Consider the following 24,556-nt stretch of genomic DNA (forward strand, 5'->3'; position numbering starts at 1 on the left):
AAATAGCAACAAAACCATCTAAATCCTATGATTTAGGTGGTTTTTAGATTTTTAGGACATCAAAGAATTTGATGTTATTTGATTTAATATGGTAGCTAAGTGTCAGCTTAACTGACACTTTCAAAAAAATGTAAATGTAAGTTTATAGTTGATTTGACTTTCGTTTTGAACAATGTTTAACATTTTAAAACGACAACTATGAAAACACATTTTCGACAAACTTTTGCCTTCAAAGTTCAAGGGCAATTAATGATGAAGCTTTACTTTATGTAAGAATTACTGTAAATAAAGAAAAACTTAATATCAGTCTAAAGAAAAAAACACCCATTGCTTTATGGGATGCGCAAAAGAAAAAAGCTAAAGGAAATTCAGCAATCGCAAGACAAATAAATGATTTTTCCAGACTAAAAAACAAAAACCCCTATAAAGGAGCTTTTGAGTTGTATTTATACTTTTTTAATGCTTTGCGTAACGATTACCATTGTTATGGGTACCTGTTCAATTTACCATCTAAAGGCAACAATTTTATTATTTACCTATTTAACTTTTAAATCTTTGATAACCCATTGTAATATATTATCTATCCCTAATTTATAGTCACTCCAATTATCAATTAATAGCACGTCTGGTTTAATTCCGTTTGTTACTGTTTCTGATAGATTGAACTTTCTTTTAGAATATGTTATAATTAGTTTTGAGTTTGGTAATTCAAACTGATCCATATCTTGATAGCCGTTAGGATTAGAGCCAGTCGGTTGACCAACAGTTTTAGCATTTAACAAGTGTTTAAATAGTGCTGTATTACTAGTAGCCGCAGAAAATGTTTTATTACTCGTTAATACAAATACACCATTTTTCCAATCTATACTATCGGCAAGATTTAGTGCATATGCTAAAACTGTACCTACGTATAAATCTCCACCTCCATTATTACGCATATCTATAACCACTTGATTTATTTGATTTTTTAAAATATAATTTACCAATGTTTCTCCAAAAATTTGCATATCTTCAAAAGTTGGATAGCTTTCAAAATTTATATATATCGCTTGAGTGTTTTTAATTGGCGAAAACCATAGATAAGGGAAACTAGGGTTATTTGGCTTTGTGATTTCTGGTACACCAATAGTTAAATAAACAAAATCTGAGGTTTTATTTAATGAATTTACATCTAATGCTTTTAGTGTTGTTTTTATTTTTTTATTATTTGCATCTAGAAATGTAAAGACCGCTTCATTCTTCTTTTTAGTAACATTAAGCGCAAATAGTAATTCACTTATAGTAAGGTAATTTCCTGTTCTAATAATTTGTGAAAATTGGTTTTCTACAAACTGTGCTACTTCTGAAACTTTAGCTGACACCTCTTTTATTGGAACATTATCAATGGCTACTAATGATAATTTTAATAAGTTATTATTCTTGTTATTTACTTTTACCACACGCCACTGATTGTCAATATATTCTACTTCAAGAGGAAATTGATGTGTGGTCATATTTCTTAAGGAAACAGCTGTGTGTCCATCATTTATTTGTCTTGTTAAGCGCATTAATTTTAAAATAATATCAAAATCGTTTAATGATTCAACATTATTATAAATCTTGCTCCATTCAGTTAAAAACGTTTCTTTGGATACCGAATGGTACAGGTCTATATGTTTTTGCTCTAAAGATTCCTTATAGATTTTTAGGTCTTCTTTCCAGTCAATTCTGTTAGCTGTCTGCGCAAGTAATATTTGAAACGTAGAAACGAAAAAAACTGATATAGGAATAATTATTTTTTGAAAGAAATTCATAGTACTATTTATTTTCTATTATATTATGTATATCGTATGCCGTAAAACCATATGGTTAACACTGATGAAATAAACTTAAATCTAAATTTTTAATATTTTAGAATGAGTAGCCGATGGAAAATTCCCCATAAAATGGATCTATAAAGTCATAATCACTCCTAAAATCCCTAATCATTTCATTAACATCTTGGGTATTCAGATTACTATTCCAATCTTCATTTGAAAACCCGTAACCAAGTGCAAAGGTTAAGGTAAAACCACTATTCCAAACCCATTTTTTTCCTGCATTTATACCAAAGCTCACATCGGGCATAGTAAAGTCAAAATTCGTTTCATTGATTTTACCTTCCCCGTTAAATTGTCTGTATCTACCATAAGCTCCAGCAAAATACGAATTCATTTGCTTATTGAAATGGTAACGATAGTTCAGTATAAAAGAATACCCACTGGATTCTATTCGTGCCTCGGTGTAGGTTTTGGGAATTGCTTCATAATCAAAGCGCACCACAAAGCCGTGCTTTTTTTGATGCAGGAATTCATAATTCACAGAATAAATTCCAAATGCCACTGCTACAGGGCAAGCACTTATTGAGTGTTTAAATTCTGATGGTGACTTTAGCTTTAAGTCTTCTTTCTCTTGGGCAAAGGTAAAAGTTGAAACTACTATTGCAAATAGATAAAGGATAACGTTACGTTGTGATTTCATAATTAATTGTTTAAAATGGAAGTTTTGAGAATTTTATAGTGCAAATATCTTATTCAATATAAAGTCAATCGTCTTGAATTATAATAAAGGACCTCACAATATCTATCCCTTTTAGTCTTGTGATTTCAATAAAATATGGCATATTATATTCTGCATTTCTTGAGATTTATACATTGGTATTTGGTGTCCTACGTCTTTCAACCAAAACAATTGCTTTTTAGGTGCTTTAAGCTTTTTAAAAAACTTTTCGGTAAGTTCAAAACTTGTTGTTAAATCTTGTTTTCCTATTAAAACATAAATAGGAATTTTAAAAACTGTTTTATATTTTAATAAATTAATAGCATATAGTTGTTTATAAAGAGGCATCCATTGTTGTTCCCATTCTTTAAAGAAATTCATGTATTGTTCAAATTCATTTTCCGGAATGTAAGCTCCTTTATAATCGCTAATCCATCTAAATTGAATTGTCAAATCTTCAACATTTTCATAAGGTATATGTATGGAATTAAGTTGTTTAACAATTTCAATCTTATTTTGCTCTTTATAATGGTTTATAAGTTTTTTATTGGTTAAGTTTTGACTTTTTTGATTATTTATTAATGGGCTTATTGCCACAAGTGATTCAATGTTGTTTGGGTATTTTAATGCTAGATGAAACCCTAAAACAGTTCCCCAAGAATTGGCAACCAATACAATTTTGTCTTTATTATATTTTTCTAATAGAAACAACAAGATTTCTTCGGCATCTTGTTTCATTTCTGATAAGGTTGGTGATTTTAAATTGAGACTCATTGATTTTCCTGCTCCCCTTTGATCCCAGTGCACAACTAAAAAATATTCTTCTAATATGTTAGTTATCTGTTGTCTATGAGATGAAGTTGCTGCTCCGGGGCCACCATGAAGATATAACATGAGCGGTTTATTTTTATTTCCTTTAATACTTATAAATTGCTTTACACTTCCAACATTCACAAATTGGGTTGTATCAATACTATTTGAATTAACCATTGATTCTTGCCCAAACAAATTACAGGATAGAACAATAAAAATAGTTATGAATAAATTTTTCATGGTTTTATATCTAAAAAAATGTTATTAATAATGTAAAAGTCTAATATCTTCTGTAAAGAATTGTATTTAGAATCTTATTCCTACATAAAGGTTAGGTTCAAAAAGGAAATAGGATTTCCACTTATTATCTAATTGTTTAAATGCTTCTGGTGTATTGGTGTCAAACATCCAATTTTGACAATGAATTTGGGGTTCTATAAAAATTCGTTTCTTTTTGCCAAAAGCAATGTGATAGCCAACGTGATAAGAATTGTAGAGCTTAAAGCCGTTTGCTATTTTTTTATTATTCTCATCTAGGTATGTTTTGTATTGTGGTAACACTTCAACTGAAGCAAATAATCCTTTCCAAAGCATACGTTGATATGATACTCCAATTCCTGTTTCTTTCAAGTAACCAGGATAAAATTCGGTTTCAGAATCTATTTTATCTTTAAGTCCGTCCCACCATTGAATACCCATAGGTTGAAATAATCTCCAAGTAGCGATTTTAATCCCAATGATGTTTTTAGAATCTAATTCCTGCTTTACATGAATTTCAATGTGTTGCGTGTTGGTTTTTTCCCCTCCATTACCAATATTGCTTAAAATAATTGCAGGAAAGCTTACCCTATATTTAAAATTCGTATCATTATTTTTTAATGATTCTGATTTACGCTGAGCAAAGATATTCAGCGTACAAAGTGTTAATCCGATGATGAATAGTTTTTTCATTTTAATTTGTTTTTAATAATTCTTTTTTGATTACTATTTAATTTATGATGCAAAGAAACACTAGAAGTTAATGTGCGTCGTCCTGAATTATGATTTCAAACCTTCTTAATTTTTAATACTAAAATCCATTTTAGGATGTAGCTATTTTTCAACTATTAAGTTTTCTAAATACCTCAGAGCAGAAGCAATTAAGTTATTACGTTTTTTTGCCTTTTCTTGGTAAAAACCCAAAGTTTGTTTATTTAATTTTCGACCCTCTACAAAAACATAGATTGGTTTTTGCATGGTTGATAATGTTATTAACGGATTTTCATCAACTAACAACAAATTGGCCATTTTACCAACTTCAATAGTTCCAAGAGAATTCATAATAGCGTGTGTTTTGGAAGCATTTACGGTAGCTGTCTTCAAAACTTCATAATTTGAAAGGCCAGCTTCTTTGTAAAAATTTAATTCTGTATGCAATGAAAATCCAGGAAGCGTAACACCAATTCCAGCATCTGTTCCGCAAATTATATTTACACCTGATTCATTCAGTTTTTTTACGATGGTAAGATGAAAATCATGTTGTTTTTTAATTCTGCTGACTGTTGTTGAATCCTTTTGCTTGGCAGATAACCAACGGTTGAATTGATTTTTACTATCTACTCTTTTCACGAGAGGATTCATATAATCTAGCTGTTCTGAATCTAACATAGAATCATTGTTCATCATTTGATAGATATTATTGAATACCGTTAAAGTAGGACAATAGCTTGTTTGCTTTGATTGGGAAATTAAGTTGATGATTGTTTGCAGTTTAAGCGTATCCAAATCATATTGTAATGGTTGCTGTACAATTTCTTCGGCATGTTCAATAGACTTAATTTGAGGATTCAAATGGTCTGAAAACAGTACTTTTTTAGAAGTGTGGGCAACAATATCCATTTCAGAAATTTTAGCTTGTTCAATAACTGCATCAAAGATTGGTTTATCCAATCCATCATAAATTTTGATGAAGTCATAACCTCTGTCTTTATATGAAATCACCTTTTCCTTAGCTTCTTCGGGGCTAAATAAATTCAAATTATCGTCACCAATAAATTCTGGTCCTGTTAGTTTTGGTCCTGTAGTAAATAAGGTGGGTGAAATTATCCTATCATTTAATATATCTTCCTTAATTCTTAAATGCATTGGCATACCCCATACATTTCTCATAGCGGTAACACCGTTTGCAAGGTATAGGCCCAGTTCATATCTATCCCACAGATGCACGTGCATGTCTATTAAACCCGGGGTTAAATATTTGTTTTTGGCATCTATAATTTCGATGCCGTTAACATTAATAGTATCTGCAATCTGCTGTATAATTCCTTCTTTTATGAATACCATTTTATTGACTAAAACAGTGTCTTGATTCATTGGAATGATATTGACATTGGTAATTAGGTAAGATTTATTGGATAGTGAGTCCTTTTTATTAATCTTTAAATAATTAGTCTCCAACGAATCAATCCAGAGGGTAATGATTCCCATTAGAACAATAATCCCAAAGAGTAGAAATCCAATTTTTAAAATTCGTTTTAGTATTTTCATTTATTTATTTTTAAGTTATGCTAACCTATTGCGGCTATCCCAAGCCTATAGTTTTATTGCTATTTTATTTGACTTTAATTAGCATTTATTTACGATTTGATTTTTCCTAAGATTTTCATAATAAATCTATCTAAAATTTTTTAGCTTCTTCAATATAAAAATCTTCTAAACGATGTGTACCATAAGTGGGTGCGATAGTATCTTCTGCCATTAAGGTTAGAAAAAACTCAAGTGGCCCATAGGTTTTTACACTAGTAAAGGTTCTCAAACTCCAAATAGTTAGTTTTCGCATCCAATCTGGTAAATGAATGATTTTTATAGGTTTGTTCAATGCATTTAAAGCTAATTCACTAATTTCATTAAGACTTAACACATCGGGTCCTCCTATGGTTAATTCCTTGTTGGTTTCCTCTAAATTGTCCACAATATATGTTGCCAAATCTTTACCGTGAATTAGGTTAAATTTTTGATAGCCCGATCCAAACAAATAAACACGACCCGATTTTGCCATCTGCAAAAAATCTTTCATATCTGAAAAAAAACCGTTGGGTCTTACTATGGTATAGTTTAATCCTGAGGATTTTAAAGCATCAACAAACTTTTCCTTGGCTTCAAAAATTTTTAAATTCCTATATTTATTGCCATTAATTGCCGAAACGTAAACGAAATGTTTTACACCTGCTTTTTTTGCTTCTTCCAACAAATTTATATTGGCTTGATAATCGACATCCATATAGGTGAGCCCATCTTTTTGTCTGGTAATACCCACAGTAGAAATTACAGCATCAATACCTTTACAAATATCCCGTAGGGTGTCAGGTTTAGTAACTTCAGCTTGTTTTATTTCTAAATAGTTTTCATTTGTATTTATTAACTTATCAGGGTTACGGACAATGGCTACTACCTGATTTTGTTGTTCAATCAATACTTTTAACAAATAACCTCCTAAATATCCTGTAGCTCCTGCTAATAATATGTTAGTATGTTTCATTACAAAAAGGTTAATGTGATTTTAATTAAACTCATTTGTTAATAATTGCTCTATAATGGTATTGCGTTGCGTACCTGTATCGTCTTGTTGATTACTTAATAGTACAATGGTAGCATCAAATTCTGGAATAAAACCAATCATACTCCAATAGCCATTAATATCACCACCGTGCCAATACATTGTTGTATTACCTTCTTGAGTGGTAAACCAGCCTAAGCCAAAATCGGTATATCCACTTGATACGTTCTGGGTAAATATTTCGGTTTTTTCAGCATTCGTAAACCAATTGGTTTTTACAGCATTTACCCAAGTTTCCATATCTTTTGGGGTACTACTAAAGTCGCCAGCACCAAAAGCGATTGTCATTGGATAGCTGCTATTTGGAGTTCCGTTTAAATAGCCCTGAGCGTTTGTATTTATATCTATTACATCTGCACCTTTATACGTGTTTGACATCTCTAATGGATTAAATATTTTTTGTTGAATATAGTCGTGGTAAGGCATTTGAGATACTTCTTGAATTAATAAAGCAGCAATAAGAAAGTTTGAGTTGCTATACTGTTTATTAGTACCTGGCGAGAAATTGAGACCATTTTCAGAAATCATATCTTTTATTACTTGGTATATATCTTCTTCATCCAAAATTTCTCCTTGTTCATAAGCATCCTCTACTACAAGTTGATAATCTGGAATACCCGATTGATGTGATAATAACTGAGCAATAGTAATTTGATTACCATTTGGAAATTCAGAATCAAATTCATCTAACGTTTGATTAAAACTGCTGATTAAACCGTCACGTTTTAATTGTACAATTCCTGCGGCGGTTAATGTTTTGGTTACCGAACCAATGCGATAATTAAGATTATAATCTTGGGGTAATGCTGTGTTTTCGTTTGCTAACCCGAAGCCTTGACGTATTAAATTATTTCCATTCTTTGTTATAATGGCATAACCTTGAAAATCAATATCATTCAATAAATTTTCAATGGTTGTGTAGTTGGTTATTGGGTTAGGATCGTCGTTCTTTGAGCAAGATGTTATAAATCCTAAAATTAATATTATTATTACTAGGAAGTGTTTGTGTAAAGTTGTCATCACTATTTTTTTTAAATTGATTTGAAATTATTTGATTGTGCAAATTTGATATAATAGGAGGCTCTAATCGTCCGAGATTATAATTTCGAACGAATTAAAGTGTTTAATAAAACAAATTGATTTTAAGCAAAGTTCAGCTCGTTCTTTTATAAAAGGACGTATTTCATACTAGCAAAATTTTTTTTAGAAAAATTTATTTTAAAGTTTCAGTTTGAAAATCTTCAATTGTCTTTAGATAACGCAAAGCATCATCAATTTGACTTCCGTTACCACATAGTAACCAGTTGAGCCATTTTTCATTAAAGCGTTTTTGTTGTAAACCCCTTAATAGAACTAAGGAAACAACTTCTAATATGATAGTTGTTATACCAAAAGATATAATTATGTTGAAGTTTAGCAAGGCCATTAAATCTATATTAAAGATGGCTTTGAAAAAAAAGATGCCAACAAATGGGCCAAATGGTAATAACCAAGCTACTATTCTCAAATTTTGAACTATTGCAGTTTTAAGCATAGCTAACTTTTCTTGAATCTTAACTACAGCTTCAGTATAGTCAATAGACAGAATGAGTTTCAATTGTTTTATTGAAGACCACACCAACCAAAAAGAAAAAAATGTCACTACTGCTCCAGAAAAGGCAAAATACCAAAATTGAGCATATTCTAAAGCAAAATACATGGCATAAAAACCTGTTATTGTATAAAAAATTAATGTGGTAATTGGTAAAAATAATAAACCAAAAAGCGATGATTTCGCCTTATCTAATTTCATTTCTTTTAAAAGCGTTAAATTTAATTTTCTATTTGCTTCTAAAAGTATTTCGTTTTGTTTCCAAAGATTTTGTATATCTAAATTTTCCATGATTTTATTGTTTAAATTTTTTCTTTAATTGTGTTTTAATTCTGCTAATTTTTGTACCTACATTACTTAAAGAAATACCCATAGCTTCAGAGATTTCTTTATGACTATTGCCATCTAAATACATAATAACAATAGCTTTGTTTAATGGGTCAAACTCCTGAATAAATGCTCTTAATTGTTTGATTTTTTCATCATATTCATTTGTTACATCTTCATTAATTGCAACAATCTTAGAAGGCATTGCAACTTCATGCTTTTTTCTAGTTTTCTGTTTTCTATAATGTGATATCGTAATATTAAAAGCAACTCTATACAACCACGTAGTGACTTTAACTTTATAATCAAAATTGTCATAGCTTTTGATGACTTGAAAAATAATTTCTTGTATTACATCTTCTTGCTCATTACTATCCGTGCAATAACTATTTACAATTTTGTAAATGAGGTTTTTGTTGTCCTCTATGATATCTACAATATCAGGTTTGTTCACTTTCATCATAGTCCGTTTTTAATTGACCATTCTCGAATTTTATTCATTGCTTCTTCATTATGCCTAATACCATTGTGTGTTTCATTTTTAATTAAATAACAATCTCCATTTGAATATGATTTAATTAGTATCGGATATTCTTCTGCAATAAATACTTCATCTTCCTTACCTACCAAGGTTATAAATGGTGCAACAATTCTTTTTAAAGTAGATCTCAAATTTTCAGGATAAATAGCATTCATACTTCGGTACGAATAAGATGTAATAGGCATTTGTTTTGGTAAATTATAAAACACAACCTTTAACGAATCATATTGATGAATACCAAACTCATTAAGCATTTTTAATCCTAATCCTCTAGATAAATGCGACTTTATAAAGCTATTTTTTAAATCTATCTGTTGATTTGTCGTTGCTGATGATGTGCCAAAATTAGGAGCAAATAACACGTAACCATCTATTTTAGTTTCAGGAAAAGTTTCCGAATGTCTTAGTATAATTCCTCCTCCCATAGAATGTCCAACAAGTATTATTTTTTGATGTGGTTTATCACTTCTTATAGTTGTAATAATTTCGTTTAAATCTTCAGCATATTGGTTTGGTTTTGAAATATCACCCGGAATACCACCTGACGCACCATGACCTCTTAAATCTATAGAAATTACTTCTACTTGTAACGCTTCTCTAATAAGACCAGACATTTTATTATAGGTATAACTTGATGCTAATACTCCATGTAATAGAATTACGGTTTTATTACTTAAAAACGGATATTTTTGAGCCGTAATTTTAACATGATCTTTCATATTAAAGACAACAGTTTCTGAAGTATTTGGTTGTTCAAAACCTAAATCTGCTAAATCTTTTGGACTTGGATTTGGCATAAAAGGACTATCAAATTGAGGTTCGGGAAGCGCAATTAATTTGAGGGCTTCCTCTACTATTCGAATACTATCTGTTTTAATCTGCCCAAAAATCACTTGGCTAGATGTAATTACTAATAGTAATAATGCTTTGTAAATAATTTGCTTCATATCTATAAGTTTTGATGGCGTTTTTTACATTAATCGTTTTATGTGAAAAAAAATCACACACTTTTGTAAATACTTTTCAAACTTAAAGATAAATTAAGGTGTCAATCGTTCTGAAATATAATTCCGAACCAAATTAAAGTACTTGTAAAAAATTAGTTTTTATTGTATTTTACCCATTGACTCGGCGTGTTGCCTTCTACTTTTTTAAAATAGGTATTAAATACACTTTTAGAATTAAAGCCACTATCATAGGCTAACCCAAGAATGGTTAAGTGCGAATTTTTAGGATCTAAGGCTATAGTTTTAAAGTGATTTAAACGGTATGAATTCACATAATTATTAAAATTCATACCTATCACTTCATTTATTAAAAAGGAAACTTTATTAGTTGAAATTTCTAGCTTTTCTGAAATTGTACTTAATGATAAAGAAGCATCAAGATAAGGTTTCTCTTCATTAAAGTAAGCAGCTAATTTGTTTTGTAATTCCTTTTGCTCTTCCTCTAATAAAAGCGGTTTGGTTGTTTCTATAGTTTTTTGATTATCAACTATTTCATCAATTGAAAAATTACTTACATGTAAATTATAAAAATCATTAAACGCTCTCAAAGGTTTTAACAAAGGTTCTTGTTTATAATTGAGAATTTGCCCGCGTTTTTGTGATACAAATTGTTTCAATAATTCAAAAGCTTCATTTGTGTAATCTGTATTGGCAAGAATGAAGAGTTCAAACAAGGTCAGTTGATCTCTTTTTAAATGATTAGAAAGAAAGTTTGATAAAACTTCTTTAGGTAAGGAATTTCTATTTTCATTTACAGCTTCATTTAATAATTGTATTTTTTCCCACAAAGGGTTAAATTGAAATTCATTTTCTAATTGTTCTCTTTTATTAAGAGCAATTAAACAAACCGCTTTTTTATGATAAGCCAAATCAAAATCAGGACGTAGATGAATTGCCTTTGTGATATGGTGTAAGGTAATATCAAAATCACCTTTATAGTAATAAATATTTGCGAAAATGTATTGATTATTTGCTGAAAGTGGATCGATTTCTAATAGTTTTTTACCATAAAATATAGCTTCATTAAAATGGCCATGTGCCATAAATAACTTGACCATAACATCTAACGCATCTATGTGATTAGGATTTATAGCAAGAACATCTTTTATGTAATGATATGTAGATTTAAAGTCCCATTCTCTCCAAAAACATTTATTTACATAACACATGGGGTATTCGGGTAAATGAGTGTCAATTTCTTTGGCTTTCATTAAGTTGATAAAAACTTTTTCAGTTCCTTCCTCTTTACTCATATACCCCCAAGTGGTTAACAATTCAAAGCATTGAACATTACCATAATATGCTTTTGCATAATTAACATCTAATGAAATTGCTTCATTATAAAATTGGATAGCTTTCTTTAAAGCATCTGGTGTCCATTGTAATTGATTAAAGCGTCCTTTTAAAAATAATTGGTATGCATCAATACTGCTTGTTGGTTGCTTAATTAAATGGTCTTGCACTTCAAAATGCCCAAAATTGTTTCGAATTTCATCAGCAATAGCTATGCTAATCTCATCCTCTAAATCAAATATATTTATTAGTTCTCTATCAAATTTTTTAGACCAATAATGGGATCCGTCGTTAGCGTCTATTAATTGTGCTGTTATCCTAACTATCTCTTGGGATTTTTTTATACTTCCTTCAAGAATTGTATTAACACCTAATTGCTCGCCAATTTTTCTAATATCAATTTTTTTACCTTTGAAGGCAAATGAAGAGGTTCTTGCTATAACCTTAAGTTGCTTAATTTTTGTTAAAGCATTTATAATTTCTTCTGTAATCCCGTCACAAAAATATTCGTTTTCAATATCATTGCTCCTATTTATAAAGGGTAGGACTGCTATAGAATTCCTTTCTTTCATTTGATTTTAGGTTTGTTTAAAGCCTTTTAAAATTAATTTAATTCTAAATTTGGTACATTGTTTTTTATATCTAGAAAAAAATCTCTAGGTTACATGGTTTTTCTAATTCTTTACTTCAATTATTTAGTTTGTTTTAAATTCCTAATTTTTCACTACTTTAACTTGGTAACAATCTATTAACCAATTTATTGCATTTGCTTCAAATAGACCTCATCTATAGGATAATTTCTTATGTTTCGTTGAAAATTCTTTATTTTATCTAGTGCTTATTTTGGATTGCTTTGTACATCATTTTTAAAAATATAGCGACCTATTCTCTAATGAAATAATAATTTCCTCCATCTTCATCTACTCAAACAAAGTTGATATCGCATTTTTACTTTCCATAAACTGCTACATTACTCACCAACACTTTATGTTAGCTTTGATTATTTTTCTATAGAAATTTTAGCTTTATCACAAAAAATAAAATTATAGTTGCAACTCTTTTCTATGTTGTTTTATCAAACGTTTTATTTTTTTAAAATTTCATTAACAAATTTACATATTTTGATTTTTATACAATTACTTGTTAGACTTATTATTACCACCATTTTGTTTCATCATCAAATTAGCTATACAAAAGTTTCTATTTTGTACTGCTGTTTCTTATGGAATAGGATTTTTTGGTAGTTTGAATTATACAATCCTTCGACTGAACTTAGGTGACAACTTAATTCTCAATAGAAAAAAGTAAATACTATTTTTTTGTCGTTTATATCTTAGAGAATTGGAAGCTTTATACAGCTTAAGTTTGTAGTTCATTAAATTAATTTAATAATTAAGTAAAGAAAGAATAAAAGAGAGGATTAAGGTTAGTATATACGGTGAAACCTAGATTTCGTCAACTCTGATAACCTCCTCTCTTTTTCTACTTAAATTTTATTCAGTTCTTATAAATTTATAAACTAGATTTTAAGTCATTGAAATTTGAGTAGCTATTCTTTCCAAAAAAAAATACCTGAAGATAAATATATTGAAATCTTGTAGTCTGGTCGGACCTTCCAATTGCTTATGCATAAATGTCTCCTGAAAAATCAATTAATGCATTTACTAAATTAGGCTGATAGGTGGTTTATCCAGAAATCCACCACATAGTAACACCAACTCTATGACTTAAAGAAGGTTCATTCCACAAGTCTGTCATTATTCTATTGGGAATTGAGGTATCTTTCATTATGTCGTGGACTTGAACTGCTATTGCCTTTTTTTGTAAAAGCATTTACAAATATCCTAGCTGTTTCTTTTACAGCATTAACCCAATTATCTGAAGTGAGTCCAGCATTTAAAAGTTCATCTCTTGTTACAGCGTTAAAATGACCTTATATACTATTTGAAGTCATTTGCGAAACATACACTAAAACCAAATCATTATCTTCACTGTATACGTTTGATGTCACTAATTCATTAAGAAATAAAATACTAAATCCTTGTAAAACAGTTGTTTTACAAGGATTTAGTATTTTTTAAACTTGATTTCATATACTTAGTAAAGTTAAATAAATAATTAATTACACTCAACAACCCATTATTAATATACAATTAAAAACTTCACACATTTAAAAAAATTAATCTATATGTTTTTCCAAAGTATTAACTTTACATAATACTTTTTTACATAATACTTTAAAAAATCATTTTAAATGTCACCATTAGTTACAATTGAAAACAAACTAAAAGAACGAATTAAAGAATTATCGTGCTTATATTCAGTTACATCAATTATTATGAATTGTAATTATGATAAAATTGAAGATTGTATTGAAAAAATAGCCTACAGCCTAAAAGATGCATTTCAATATAGTGAAGATACATGCATTACAATTAAAACCGATGAATACACAATTTCTACATTAGAATATCCTAAAAAAATGCCAACAATACAATCACAAATTAACGTATTTAACACAAAAATTGGTGAATTAACTGCTGGTTACAATAATAACAAACTAACTGAAAACTCTTTTTTATATGAAGAAAAACAACTTTTGGAAAAAGTAAGTATTGAAATAGGAAATTTATTAGAACGAAAAAAAATTCAGGAAAATGAAGTGCTTTTAAAACGAAAAGTTGAACGTGCAGATAGAATTAGCATTCTTGGAGAAATAACTGCTGGTATTGCGCATGAATTAAACACACCATTAGCTAATATTTTAGGTTTTGCCGAACTTTTAAAAACTAATTTTATTGAAGACAAACAAACAACTAAAGATCTAGATAAAATTATTAATAGCGCAATTTTTTCTAGAGAAGTGGTTAAAAAACTAATGTATTTTGCATGTGAGATTCCACAACAAATTACCGTTGTAAACATGAACAATACTATAACTGAAGCTATCAATTTATTAGAACCTTCTTTTAAAAAGAAAAATATTAAATATGTTTTAAAATTTCAAAAACCAACCATTCAATTAAATGTTGATAGCATACAATTAATTCAGGTGATATTTAATATGGTATTAAATGCCATTTATTTTTCTCCTGAAAATGGTGAAATTCAAATTGAAACGCTTGATAACAAAAATAACGTTATTTTAAACATTTCTGATCAAGGACCCGGCATAAAACACGCAATTGCTGATAAAATTTTTAATCCATTCTTTACTACAAAACCAGTTGGTGATGGTGTTGGTTTAGGATTAAGTGTTGTGCATGGTATTATTAAAAGTCACAAAGGAACAATTACACATCTACCAAATTCACCAAAAGGAACTATATTTAGTATTAAATTTCCTAAAATATAAAACGATGAGTTTACTCAATGAAAATATTTTAATTGTTGATGATGATATTAATATTTTAGAATTAATACAAAGACATCTTCAATCTTTAAATTACCACACATTTAAAGCCATTTCAGTTAAAGAAGCTATCCAAATTTTAAAAGATACCAAAATTGATTTATTAATTACTGATTTAAAAATGCCAGATGTTGATGGATTTCAACTTATAAATTATACCGCTGAACATTATCCAAATTTACCAAAATTGGTTGTTACTGGTTATCCATCACTAAATGATGCTGTTGATGTAATGAAATCTGGAGCCATTGATTATTTAGTAAAACCATTTACAAAAGAAGAATTAAAAAAAGCGCTTTTTAAAGTTTTTAATAACAAACCATTTACAGCAAATCAAAAAAATAAAACAGCTCACAAAACCACCAAACAGTATGGTGAACTAATTGGAGAATCTGATGCGTTAAAAAGTGTAATTGAAATTATTGAACGAGTAAAAAATAACAAAGCAACCGTTTTTATTGAAGGTGAAAGCGGCACAGGAAAAGAATTAATTGCCAGAGCCATTCATTATCAAGGAAAATTTGCTCGTGAACCATTTATTGCCGTTAATTGTGCTGCAATTCCAGAAAATTTACTTGAATCGGAATTATTTGGTTATACAAAAGGAGCTTTTACAGGAGCCGACAATTCTAGAATCGGTTTTTTTCAAGCTGCCAATAAAGGCACTATTTTTTTAGATGAAATTGGAAATGCATCTTTAGCTGTTCAAGCCAGACTTTTAAGAGTATTACAAGAAAAAGAAATTACTAAAATCGGCTCTCAAAAATCCGAAAAATTAGATGTAAGAATCATCACCGCAACAAATAGTAATTTAGAAGATTTAATTCTAAAAAAAACATTTAGAGAAGACCTATATTACAGGTTAACTGTTGTGCAAATTAAGGTTCCTCCATTAAGAAATAGAATTAGTGACATTCCTTTTTTAGTTGAAAAATTTTTATTTAAATACGGTGTTGAGTATAAAGATACTTTTGTTAAAATTACACCAGAAGCATTAAAAATTCTGCAACGGTATAATTGGCCAGGTAACATAAGAGAGCTTGAAAACATTATTCAACAAACTGTAATTATGAGTGATAATTTAATTGATGTTACCCATTTACCAGAACATTTAAAATATAAAATTAATTTTAAAAAATCTAAATTCTTAACTTTAAAAGAAGTGGAAAAAGAATATATTTTATCCGTTTTATCTGCAACAAATAATAATAAAACTAAAGCTGCAGCAATTCTTCAAATTGACAGAAAAACACTTCTTCAAAAAATTAAATAATAAAATTGCGTAAATAATACTCATATGGGTAATTTTTACGCAATTTACTTTTATTTAAAAAAACAATCTTGCATCATAAAGTATTGATTAACAATTTATTAAAACCATAAAACCAACAAATCATTTAATTGGCATAAAGATTGACATCTATTAGTAAATTATAATTTAAAAAATTATGAATACAATAGATAGTAGTTTATGCTCAAATTGCAATAACAGAAAAACCTGCACACTAACAGAAAGTAAACGATTTATTTGGTCTTGTAGTGAATTTGACAATACAAACACTAAAAGTGAGTTAAAAACAAGTGCTAAAAAAGCAGTTGCTTATTTTTAAAATTATTTAATTAAATAATACTTACAAAAATGACATTATTCTATAATCATTATTCAAATGATTTTACAATCATGGAAAAACAGCTAAATGAATTAAAAAATTGGATTGAAAGTTTAGAATTTATTTCTAATGAAATTAATTATTTTATAAAATTTTCACAAGAGGAAGATGACAATACTGATTTTTATACTTCATTTACTCAAATAAAGGAAGATAACATAGATTTTTTAATACTTCTTAAAAACTACTCAAATAGCATTGAAAATTCTATTGAATGTATTGATTTAGATTGTGATGCTTATTATTTAAATGAACATGAATATTATCGCGATCAATATGTCGATTTTTTAAGAGCCTACAATAATTTAAAATTAAAAACACTTAAAAAAACATTTGAACTTAAAGATTAAATTAATAATTGCTATGAAATTAATTTTTGATTTTCCATAATTATTTATGGATGTTTAATTTACAAATAGTAAAAGCGTAGTTATATAACTACGCTTTTTTTTAATATTAATAAACACAATTAAATATTAAAATATACTTTTTGAAATTCCTAACTCTAAGCCACGTAATTCAGCAAGTCCTCTTAAACGTCCAATACCTGAGTAACCAGGATTTGTTCTTTTTTGTAAATCATCTAACATTTGGTGACCGTGATCTGGTCGCATCGGTATTTTTGCATCAATCATTCCTTCAGAAACTCTTCTTCTTTCTTCAATAATTATTTCTTTTACTACACTATACATATCTACATCACCTTCTAAATGATTGGCTTCATAAAAATTACCTTTCGCATCGCGTTGCGTACTTCTTAAATGTATAAAATGTACTCTATCTGAAAACCTTTTAAATATTTGTACCAAATCATTATCTGCCCTAACACCTAATGAACCTGTGCAAAATGTAATTCCATTGGCTCTATGCGGAACTTGTTCAAATAAATAGGCATAATCTGCTTCAGTACTAACAACTCTAGGCAAACCTAAAATTGGCATTGGCGGATCGTCTGGATGGATGCACATTGATACATTATTTTGAGCTGCTACAGGAATAATTTCTTTTAAAAATGCAACTAAATTTTCTTTTAGTTTTTCGGCATCAATTGTATTATAGGTATCTAATATTTGCTGAAATTGCTCTAGGGTGTACCCCTCTTCAGCACCTGGTAAACCAGCAATAATATTGTTTACTAATGTTGTTTTTGTATTTTCAGAAAGCGACTCAAAATACGCTTTTGCTTCTATTTGCTGACTTTCAGAATATATAACTTCTGCTCCAGGTCTTTTTAATAAAAATAATTCAAAAGCTGCAAAAGCGATCACATCAAATCGTAGTGCTTTAGAACCGTCTTCTACTTCATAATCTAAAGAAGTTCTGGTCCAATCTAAAACTGGCATAAAATTGTAACATACAATGCCAATTCCACAACTTGCTAAATTTTGAATACTTTTTTTGTAATTTTCAATATATACCTTATAATTTCCGGACCTAGTTTTAATATTTTCGTGTACAGGAATACTCTCTACAACACTCCATTGCAGACCTACACTTTCAATTATATTTTTACGTTTTATTATTTCATCAACAGTCCAAATTTCTCCATTTGGTATATGATGTAAAGCTGATACAATTCCTGTTGCTCCAGCTTGTTTTATATCTGATAAAGATACGGGATCATTTGGCCCGTACCAACGCCATGTTTGCTCCATTTTAAATTTTTTATAATTATTTATACACCACTAAAAGCACTAAAGCCTCCATCAATTGGAATTACAATTCCAGTTACAAATTTTGAAGCTTCAGAGCATAAAAAATGAATAGATCCATTCAATTCATTTGCTTCACCAAATCGTTTCATTGGAGTGTTTTCAATAATTGTATTTCCTCTGTTGGTGTAAGAACCATCTTTATTAATTAATAAATCTCTGTTTTGATTACCAATAAAAAATCCAGGTGCAATAGCATTTACACGCATTCCGTCCCCAAATTTTGAAGCCAATTCAACTGCTAACCATTTGGTGTAATTATCAATTGCTGCTTTTGATGCAGAATACCCAACAACTCTAGTAATAGCACTTTGGGCTGTCATTGATGAAATATTTATAATAATTCCTTCTTTATTTTTGGTCATTTCTTTTCCAAAAACTAAAGAGGGTAAAATGCTTCCAAACAAATTTAAATCAACTACTTTTTTAAAATCATCAATTTTAACATCAAAAATATTTTGATGCTCACCAATAGTAGCTCCTGGCATATTTCCTCCTGCTGCATTTATTAAAACATCAATTTTTCCTAATTGCTCAACTATTTTACTACAAACTTCATTTAAACTAGTTTCATCTAAAACGTTACATACAAAACCTACAACATTATTACTTATTACTTTTAAACGCTCAATTGCACTATAAACTATTTCAGCTTTATAATCTAGAATAACAACCGTTGCATTATTTTCTAATAAATACTCAGCCATTTGACCACCTAAAACGCCACCACCTCCAGTAATTAGTATTACTTTATTCTCTACATTAAATAAATTCATTATATTTCTATTTTATTTTTTTTGATGTAATTTAATTTCTTTACTTCTTATCTAATTGAAGCATAAAAATACTTATTAATTTTAAGATTTAATTCGTTGTGATTGTTAAATAGGTTCCTTTAAAACTTTGATTTAAAACCATTACTCTTATTAAATTATTTTTTCCGTCTGGAATTATTTCAATACTAGCTTTACCGTTTGCCATAGCTATAGTTTCACTGCCTGTTGGAGTCCCTTGATTTTTAAGCGCTTGCCCTCCTTCTAAACATTGAAAATAAACTTTTTTCTCATAATCTAAACATTGCAACCCATTGGGATCAACTGCCGTTGCTGTAACCAAATAATTACCATTTTCCAGTTTTTTATATGATAAATTTAATTTTGCTGCTACATCATTTTTAGTATATCTGTAATTCACAAATAATGTATCTGTAATTTTTTCACCATTTTGTTTAATTCCAACAGCAACTAGCTCATTTTTTCCGGAAGTAAAATTAACATCCCAAGTTAAACCACTTGCAGGAAATTTTGAAATATCTTTTTGTTTTTCACCTAAAAACTTACCGTTATGATAAAAACCTACTTTTTCACAATTACTGTATACACTTATTGTTTTTGGAGTCTTTTCTGGACCTTGTCTTTCTGTCCAAGTATGAGATTCTATATAAACAAAAGGTTGATCGCTCCAATAACTTTTAAAAACGTAATAAGCGTCTTTTGGATTTCCATTTCTATCTGCAACTCCTTTTTGGTTCATATAAGGAATATCATTTTCTGGACGTAATGGCGTTGCAAAATCTTTAAATGCCCATTGAATATTTCCTACAAATGTTGAGTCTAGCTCTGAAATTCTTAAATGCCAATCAAATAAATCAACAATATAATTCTCACTCCAATCACCAATTTGAGCAATATTAGCAACCTCAGTTTGAACAATTTCTTCTTCCCAACTCTCTGACTGAATTAATCCTTCTCCAGTGATTGGATTTTCGGAATGACGCCCCACATGGCTTGAGCCTCCATACTCCGCATGTATAAAATGTTTGTATTCTTTTTTATAAGTATCTATTGCTTTTTGGTAGCTTTTATAACTACCTGAATACCATCCTGACCATATTGATGGCGAAAAAACATCTACAATATGTGCTCCTTCATAATACTTGCGTATAGCTGTTTTTCTTGATGGATCTAATTTATGTGAAAGAATATTTAACTCTGTTAAAAAGGCGTTCATTTTTTCTGGATTGTCACCATCTTCAAAATCTGGTAACCAATACATTTCATTCCCCAACGACCAAATTATAATACTAGGATGATTATAATTTTGTAAAATCATTTCTTTCAATTGATTTTTTGTGTTGGTTTTCCAAGTTTCATTTCCAACACCTCCTCTACACCAAGGTAATTCATCCCAAACTAAAATTCCAAGTTCATCACAAGCTTTATAAATCTCTGGATCCTGCGGATAATGAGCTAATCGCACAAAATTTGCACCCATTTCCTTTATTGATTCCATATCTTTTCTGTGCTGCTCATTAGACATTGCTGGTCCAACACCGGCTTGCTCTTCATGACGATGTGTTCCTCTTAAAAGCAATCTTTTTCCATTTAAATAAAAAGGACCATTATCTTTAAATTCAAACCATCTAAATCCAACTTTTTCAACTATAGCATCTATTATTTTTTTATCAGAGATTAAATGAATTTGAACAGTATATAAATTGGGTGTTTTTGTATCCCACAATTCTGGATTCTTTATGTTTTCAAAATTTATTTCTGTTTCATTTCCAGTTAACAAAATAGATTTTGTTGCAATCTTTTTGCCTGAAGGATTATAAAGTATAGCTTGTAAGCTTAATTTTGAAACATTATTTGGGTTCTCAACAAACGTTTTTAATTTTAAAGATGCTTTTTTATGAGAGACTTTTGGTGTGGTTATTTGAACCGATGTGATGTTATTTTTAGGTGTTGTTAATAACCAAACATCTCGTGTAATTCCTCCATAAATAAAAAAATCACTTTGTTGTGATGGAATAACTTCTATATTGTAACTATTATCAACTCTAACTAAAATTTCATTAATTCCTTCAGTGATAAAATTTGTAATATCAATATTAAAACCAATATATCCACCTATATGATCTCCTGCTTCTTTACCGTTTACAAACACTTTAGTTGTAATATTTGAGCCTTCAAAATAAAGCGTGTAATTTTGATTTTTATTGATGGTTTTAATTTCTAAATCTTTCTTATACCAACTAGCACTTCTTCTGTAACCTGGCTCCAAATCTGTTGCATCATCTGCATTCCAAGAATGTGGTAAATTTAATGGAACCCAATTATTATAATTTCTTATATCAGCTATTGAATTCACATTCGTTTCGGCATACATCCAATTTTCATTGATGTTTGTTTTAGTTCTAAACTGATTATCAATTAATATATTACCTGCAAAAGTATAATTACAACTTACCATCAGTAAACTTAAAATTAATAAAAATTGCAAATTTTTGAAGTGCATTTGTGTCATAAACTAAAGTGCTTTTTTTCTTAGTACAGCTTCTAAATAATAATAGTCTGCATATACTATAGGTTCATCAATTTCTTCATTTTTTGGCCAAATTCCTGTACTATGATCAAAGATAAAAGGGCCATCAACATTTTCATTTAAAATATATTTTTCTGTATTTAAAGACTTTAAAACTTTACTAGCAAAATTTAAATACACCTCATTTTTTGTAAATCCATATAATTCAATTAAACCAGATGCAGTAACTGTTGCAGCTGATACATCTCTAGCTGCATTTGGAATATTAGGATCATTAAAATCCCAATATGGAATACCATCTTCTGGTAAATTCTTATGATTTATAAAAAAGTTTGCGGTTGCTTCTGCTTGTTTTAAATATGCAGCATCTTTTGTATATCTATACGACATAGTATACCCATAAATTGCCCAAGATTGACCTCTTGCCCAAGCAGATTCATCATTAAAACCTTGGTGTGTCACTTTATCTTTTGCAAGACCTGTAATGGTATCGTAAACAACAACATGCCAAGTACTATTATCTGGTCTAAAGTGATTTTTTAATGTTGTATTTGTATGTTTAACTGCAATATTATGATACGTGCTATCTCCTGAAATTTTAGTAGCTTCAAAAAGTAGTTCTAAGTTTAGCATATTATCTATAATTACGGGAAATTCCCAAATATCTTTATTAAAATCCCAAGACCTTATTGCGCCAACTTTTTCATTAAATCTAGTACTTAATGTTTGTGCACTTTTAACAATAATATTTTTATAAGTTTCATTTTCTTCAACTTCTAAACCCTTCCCAAAACTGCAAAAAATTTTAAATCCCATATCATGTGTGCGATTGTTAAATTTTTCTTTTTCAATAAAAGCCGTCCATTTTTTAGCTTTATTCTTGTATGTAACATCATCTGTAAGCTGATATAATTGCCACAGATTACCAGCAAAAAATCCACTAGTCCAATCTTTTGAAGGAACTTTTTTTATTTCACCGGTTATTACATTCATGTTACGAGGAAATGCAGTAGAATCTAACGGATAGTCTAAAAGCATTTTGTATCGTAATTCAAGTAAGTTTTCAATAGTATTTTGACTCGTTAAATTTTCAGAATTACCCTTGGATTTACAGGCTATTAAAAGCACTGTAAACCCAAGCATAATTATATAATAACTAATTTTATTCATGGTTTATTTACATCAAATTAATACCCTGGATTATTAGGCATTAAATTAGGATTTCTTTGTAGCTCATCTGATGGCAATGGTAATAAATAATCTCTAGTTGGATCAAAACCTGTTTGATTTTCTAAACCAGCAGCTCCAAAAACTTGAGGGCCTAAGTTTCTTCTTTTAATATCATACCATCTTTTAAATTCAAAAGCTAATTCCCATTTACGTTCTTCTAAAACCATGGTTCTAAATGCGTCTTGAGACATTGTAGGAACATCCGCAGGAAAATTAGTTAGTACACCTGCTCTATTTCTTGCTCTTGCTCTAACTCGGTTCACATAACCATTTGCTTCTGTAGTTCCTGGAGATGTTTCGTTTAATGCTTCAGCTGCAATTAACAATACTTCAGCATAACGCATTTGTGAATAATTTTGTTCAGTTCCGCGAGCATTACCAAGTGAAACTGCACCTGGAAATCGAGTATATTTAGCGCAATATGCACTTGCAATATTTAAAGCGCTTGCTGTTGGGAAGTAGGAGAATGGCTGAACAACACCTTTAAATACCCCTATAGTATCTAAACTTACATGCTTTCTATAATCTCTTCCATCCCAAGTGTTATAAACCTTCACAGAAGGCACAGCAACTGACCATCCTTCTCCAATTTCGGTTCTACCATCAGTTCTTTCATTAGCTCTAATTCCTGTTAATGCTCCTTGATAATCTCTACCCGTATCTCCATCAGAAAAGCCGTTGAAATCTATTGAGAATAAAGATTCTTTTTGGCCTTGTTGCTTAGTAGCATCAAATAAATCTTGAAAATCTGCAACTAATTCTAAATTAAATTTTGCTTCATTTATAATAACGTATTTTGCTTCTGTATATGCATTAGGAAAATCTCCCATTGTTAAATATACTGATGCTAAATAACCTGCTGCTGCTGCTTTAGAAGGCAATGCTCTTGTGGGTTGATTGTCTGGCAACCACTCTTTAGCAAATTTTAAATCTGCAATTATATTTGTATAAACCTCTGCTTCAGATGTTTTAGAAATTTTAGTTGCCTCCTCTAAATTATCTACAGGTGTATCTAAATATGGTATATCTCCAAATAATTGTACCAAATGAAAATATGTATATGCACGCACAAAATACGCTTGTGCTACAACTGGGTTAATCTCCTCATCAGCTAAACCAAGGCTTTCAGCTCCTGCTATAGCTTCATTTGCTCCTGCAATAATTTGATATGATTTTGGCCAAAATGCAGTTATCATTCCATTATCAGCTGATACTGTAAACCTATCGTGATCAATTCGTCGAGCTGCTGTCCCAACATCTCCAATGGTTACCATATCACTTCTTAACATTAAGGGCAATGATAATTTTCTACCCCAAAAAGCCTCTGTAGCCATATTACCATAAGCACCATTTATAACAGTTTGAACATCTTGTGGTGACTTAAAAAATCCTTCAGGAGCCAGTAAACCAACTGGTTCCTCCTCTAAATCTGAACACGCAAAAATTACTAATGTAAGTGCGTATATTATATATCTAAATTTTGTCATTTTTTTAATTTTTTAATCTGAAATTATTTCTTAAAAT

General features: G+C 29.5%; 22 protein-coding genes. 5 read left to right on the top strand and 17 right to left on the bottom strand.

Features of this window, described 5'->3' with window-relative positions:
• Window positions 1-245: 245 nt before the first annotated feature.
• A complete protein-coding gene (locus BM335_RS16000; protein WP_090225577.1) occupies window positions 246-551 on the top strand; it encodes an Arm DNA-binding domain-containing protein in 306 nt (101 codons plus the stop codon).
• On the opposite strand, the gene BM335_RS07375 is transcribed toward BM335_RS16000, so the two are convergent.
• The 12 genes from BM335_RS07375 to BM335_RS15820 all read right to left on the bottom strand — a co-directional run bounded on the left by BM335_RS07375 (window position 537) and on the right by BM335_RS15820 (window position 13,517).
• Window positions 537-1,793, bottom strand: coding sequence for a S41 family peptidase (locus BM335_RS07375; RefSeq protein WP_090224934.1), 1,257 nt, complete (start codon window positions 1,791-1,793; stop codon window positions 537-539). The genes BM335_RS16000 and BM335_RS07375 overlap by 15 nt on opposite strands.
• A 97-nt stretch (window positions 1,794-1,890) precedes the next feature.
• Window positions 1,891-2,499 carry a DUF3575 domain-containing protein gene (locus BM335_RS07380; RefSeq protein ID WP_090224937.1) on the bottom strand — a complete coding sequence of 203 codons (609 nt, stop codon included), beginning with the start codon at window positions 2,497-2,499 and terminating at the stop codon, window positions 1,891-1,893.
• 111 nt (window positions 2,500-2,610) lie between these two features.
• A complete protein-coding gene (locus tag BM335_RS07385; protein ID WP_090224939.1) occupies window positions 2,611-3,570 on the bottom strand; it encodes an alpha/beta fold hydrolase in 960 nt (319 codons plus the stop codon).
• Window positions 3,571-3,636: 66 nt separating this feature from the next.
• Window positions 3,637-4,281, bottom strand: a complete 645-nt coding sequence (locus BM335_RS07390; RefSeq protein ID WP_090224942.1) for a hypothetical protein — start codon at window positions 4,279-4,281, stop codon at window positions 3,637-3,639.
• Between the two features lie 141 nt (window positions 4,282-4,422).
• Window positions 4,423-5,856 (bottom strand): amidohydrolase family protein, encoded by a 1,434-nt coding sequence (locus BM335_RS07395; RefSeq protein ID WP_090224944.1) that lies wholly within the window; start codon window positions 5,854-5,856, stop codon window positions 4,423-4,425.
• Window positions 5,857-5,986: 130 nt separating this feature from the next.
• Window positions 5,987-6,847 carry an SDR family oxidoreductase gene (locus tag BM335_RS07400; protein ID WP_090224947.1) on the bottom strand — a complete coding sequence of 287 codons (861 nt, stop codon included), beginning with the start codon at window positions 6,845-6,847 and terminating at the stop codon, window positions 5,987-5,989.
• A 21-nt stretch (window positions 6,848-6,868) separates the two neighbouring features.
• A complete protein-coding gene (locus BM335_RS07405; RefSeq protein ID WP_090224949.1) occupies window positions 6,869-7,945 on the bottom strand; it encodes a serine hydrolase domain-containing protein in 1,077 nt (358 codons plus the stop codon).
• Between the two features lie 193 nt (window positions 7,946-8,138).
• A complete protein-coding gene (locus BM335_RS07410; protein ID WP_090224951.1) occupies window positions 8,139-8,807 on the bottom strand; it encodes a hypothetical protein in 669 nt (222 codons plus the stop codon).
• Window positions 8,808-8,811: 4 nt separating this feature from the next.
• Complete coding sequence (locus BM335_RS07415) at window positions 8,812-9,306, bottom strand: RNA polymerase sigma factor (RefSeq protein ID WP_090224954.1); 495 nt, start codon at window positions 9,304-9,306, stop codon at window positions 8,812-8,814.
• On the bottom strand, window positions 9,303-10,331 hold the full coding sequence (locus BM335_RS07420; RefSeq protein ID WP_090224955.1) for an alpha/beta fold hydrolase: 1,029 nt from the start codon (window positions 10,329-10,331) through the stop codon (window positions 9,303-9,305). Before BM335_RS07420 ends, BM335_RS07415 begins: the two co-directional genes overlap by 4 nt.
• A 152-nt stretch (window positions 10,332-10,483) precedes the next feature.
• The gene (locus BM335_RS07425; protein ID WP_090224957.1) at window positions 10,484-12,256 is read right to left on the bottom strand and encodes a helix-turn-helix domain-containing protein; all 1,773 of its coding nucleotides are present in this window, start codon (window positions 12,254-12,256) and stop codon (window positions 10,484-10,486) included.
• Window positions 12,257-13,370: 1,114 nt separating this feature from the next.
• Window positions 13,371-13,517 (bottom strand): hypothetical protein, encoded by a 147-nt coding sequence (locus BM335_RS15820; RefSeq protein WP_218157812.1) that lies wholly within the window; start codon window positions 13,515-13,517, stop codon window positions 13,371-13,373.
• 421 nt (window positions 13,518-13,938) lie between these two features.
• Between BM335_RS15820 and BM335_RS07430 the strand changes: the two genes are divergently transcribed.
• From BM335_RS07430 to BM335_RS07440, 4 genes are all read left to right on the top strand, one after another.
• The gene (locus BM335_RS07430; protein ID WP_090224959.1) at window positions 13,939-15,039 is read left to right on the top strand and encodes a sensor histidine kinase; all 1,101 of its coding nucleotides are present in this window, start codon (window positions 13,939-13,941) and stop codon (window positions 15,037-15,039) included.
• Window positions 15,040-15,043: 4 nt separating this feature from the next.
• Window positions 15,044-16,369, top strand: a complete 1,326-nt coding sequence (locus BM335_RS07435; protein WP_090224961.1) for a sigma-54-dependent transcriptional regulator — start codon at window positions 15,044-15,046, stop codon at window positions 16,367-16,369.
• A 175-nt stretch (window positions 16,370-16,544) separates the two neighbouring features.
• Window positions 16,545-16,706: a hypothetical protein gene (locus BM335_RS15725; protein WP_177219178.1), complete on the top strand. Its 162-nt coding sequence runs from the start codon at window positions 16,545-16,547 to the stop codon at window positions 16,704-16,706.
• A 29-nt stretch (window positions 16,707-16,735) separates the two neighbouring features.
• A complete protein-coding gene (locus BM335_RS07440) occupies window positions 16,736-17,116 on the top strand; it encodes a hypothetical protein (RefSeq protein ID WP_143102401.1) in 381 nt (126 codons plus the stop codon).
• Window positions 17,117-17,242: 126 nt separating this feature from the next.
• Here the strand turns inward: BM335_RS07440 and uxuA are convergent, their stop codons facing one another.
• From uxuA to BM335_RS07465, 5 genes are all read right to left on the bottom strand, one after another.
• A complete protein-coding gene (gene uxuA, locus BM335_RS07445; RefSeq protein ID WP_090224967.1) occupies window positions 17,243-18,421 on the bottom strand; it encodes a mannonate dehydratase in 1,179 nt (392 codons plus the stop codon).
• A 20-nt stretch (window positions 18,422-18,441) separates the two neighbouring features.
• Window positions 18,442-19,254 carry an SDR family oxidoreductase gene (locus BM335_RS07450; protein ID WP_090224969.1) on the bottom strand — a complete coding sequence of 271 codons (813 nt, stop codon included), beginning with the start codon at window positions 19,252-19,254 and terminating at the stop codon, window positions 18,442-18,444.
• A gap of 88 nt (window positions 19,255-19,342) precedes the next feature.
• Window positions 19,343-21,760 carry a glycoside hydrolase family 2 protein gene (locus BM335_RS07455; RefSeq protein WP_245780635.1) on the bottom strand — a complete coding sequence of 806 codons (2,418 nt, stop codon included), beginning with the start codon at window positions 21,758-21,760 and terminating at the stop codon, window positions 19,343-19,345.
• Between the two features lie 27 nt (window positions 21,761-21,787).
• Entirely contained in the window at window positions 21,788-22,972 is a 1,185-nt protein-coding gene (locus tag BM335_RS07460) for a glycoside hydrolase family 88 protein (RefSeq protein WP_090224971.1), read from the bottom strand.
• A gap of 17 nt (window positions 22,973-22,989) precedes the next feature.
• The gene (locus BM335_RS07465) at window positions 22,990-24,519 is read right to left on the bottom strand and encodes a RagB/SusD family nutrient uptake outer membrane protein (protein ID WP_090224974.1); all 1,530 of its coding nucleotides are present in this window, start codon (window positions 24,517-24,519) and stop codon (window positions 22,990-22,992) included.
• Between the last annotated feature and the right edge of the window lie 37 nt (window positions 24,520-24,556).

It is taken from the genome of Lutibacter maritimus (assembly GCF_900116115.1).
Lineage (GTDB): Bacteria > Bacteroidota > Bacteroidia > Flavobacteriales > Flavobacteriaceae > Lutibacter > Lutibacter maritimus.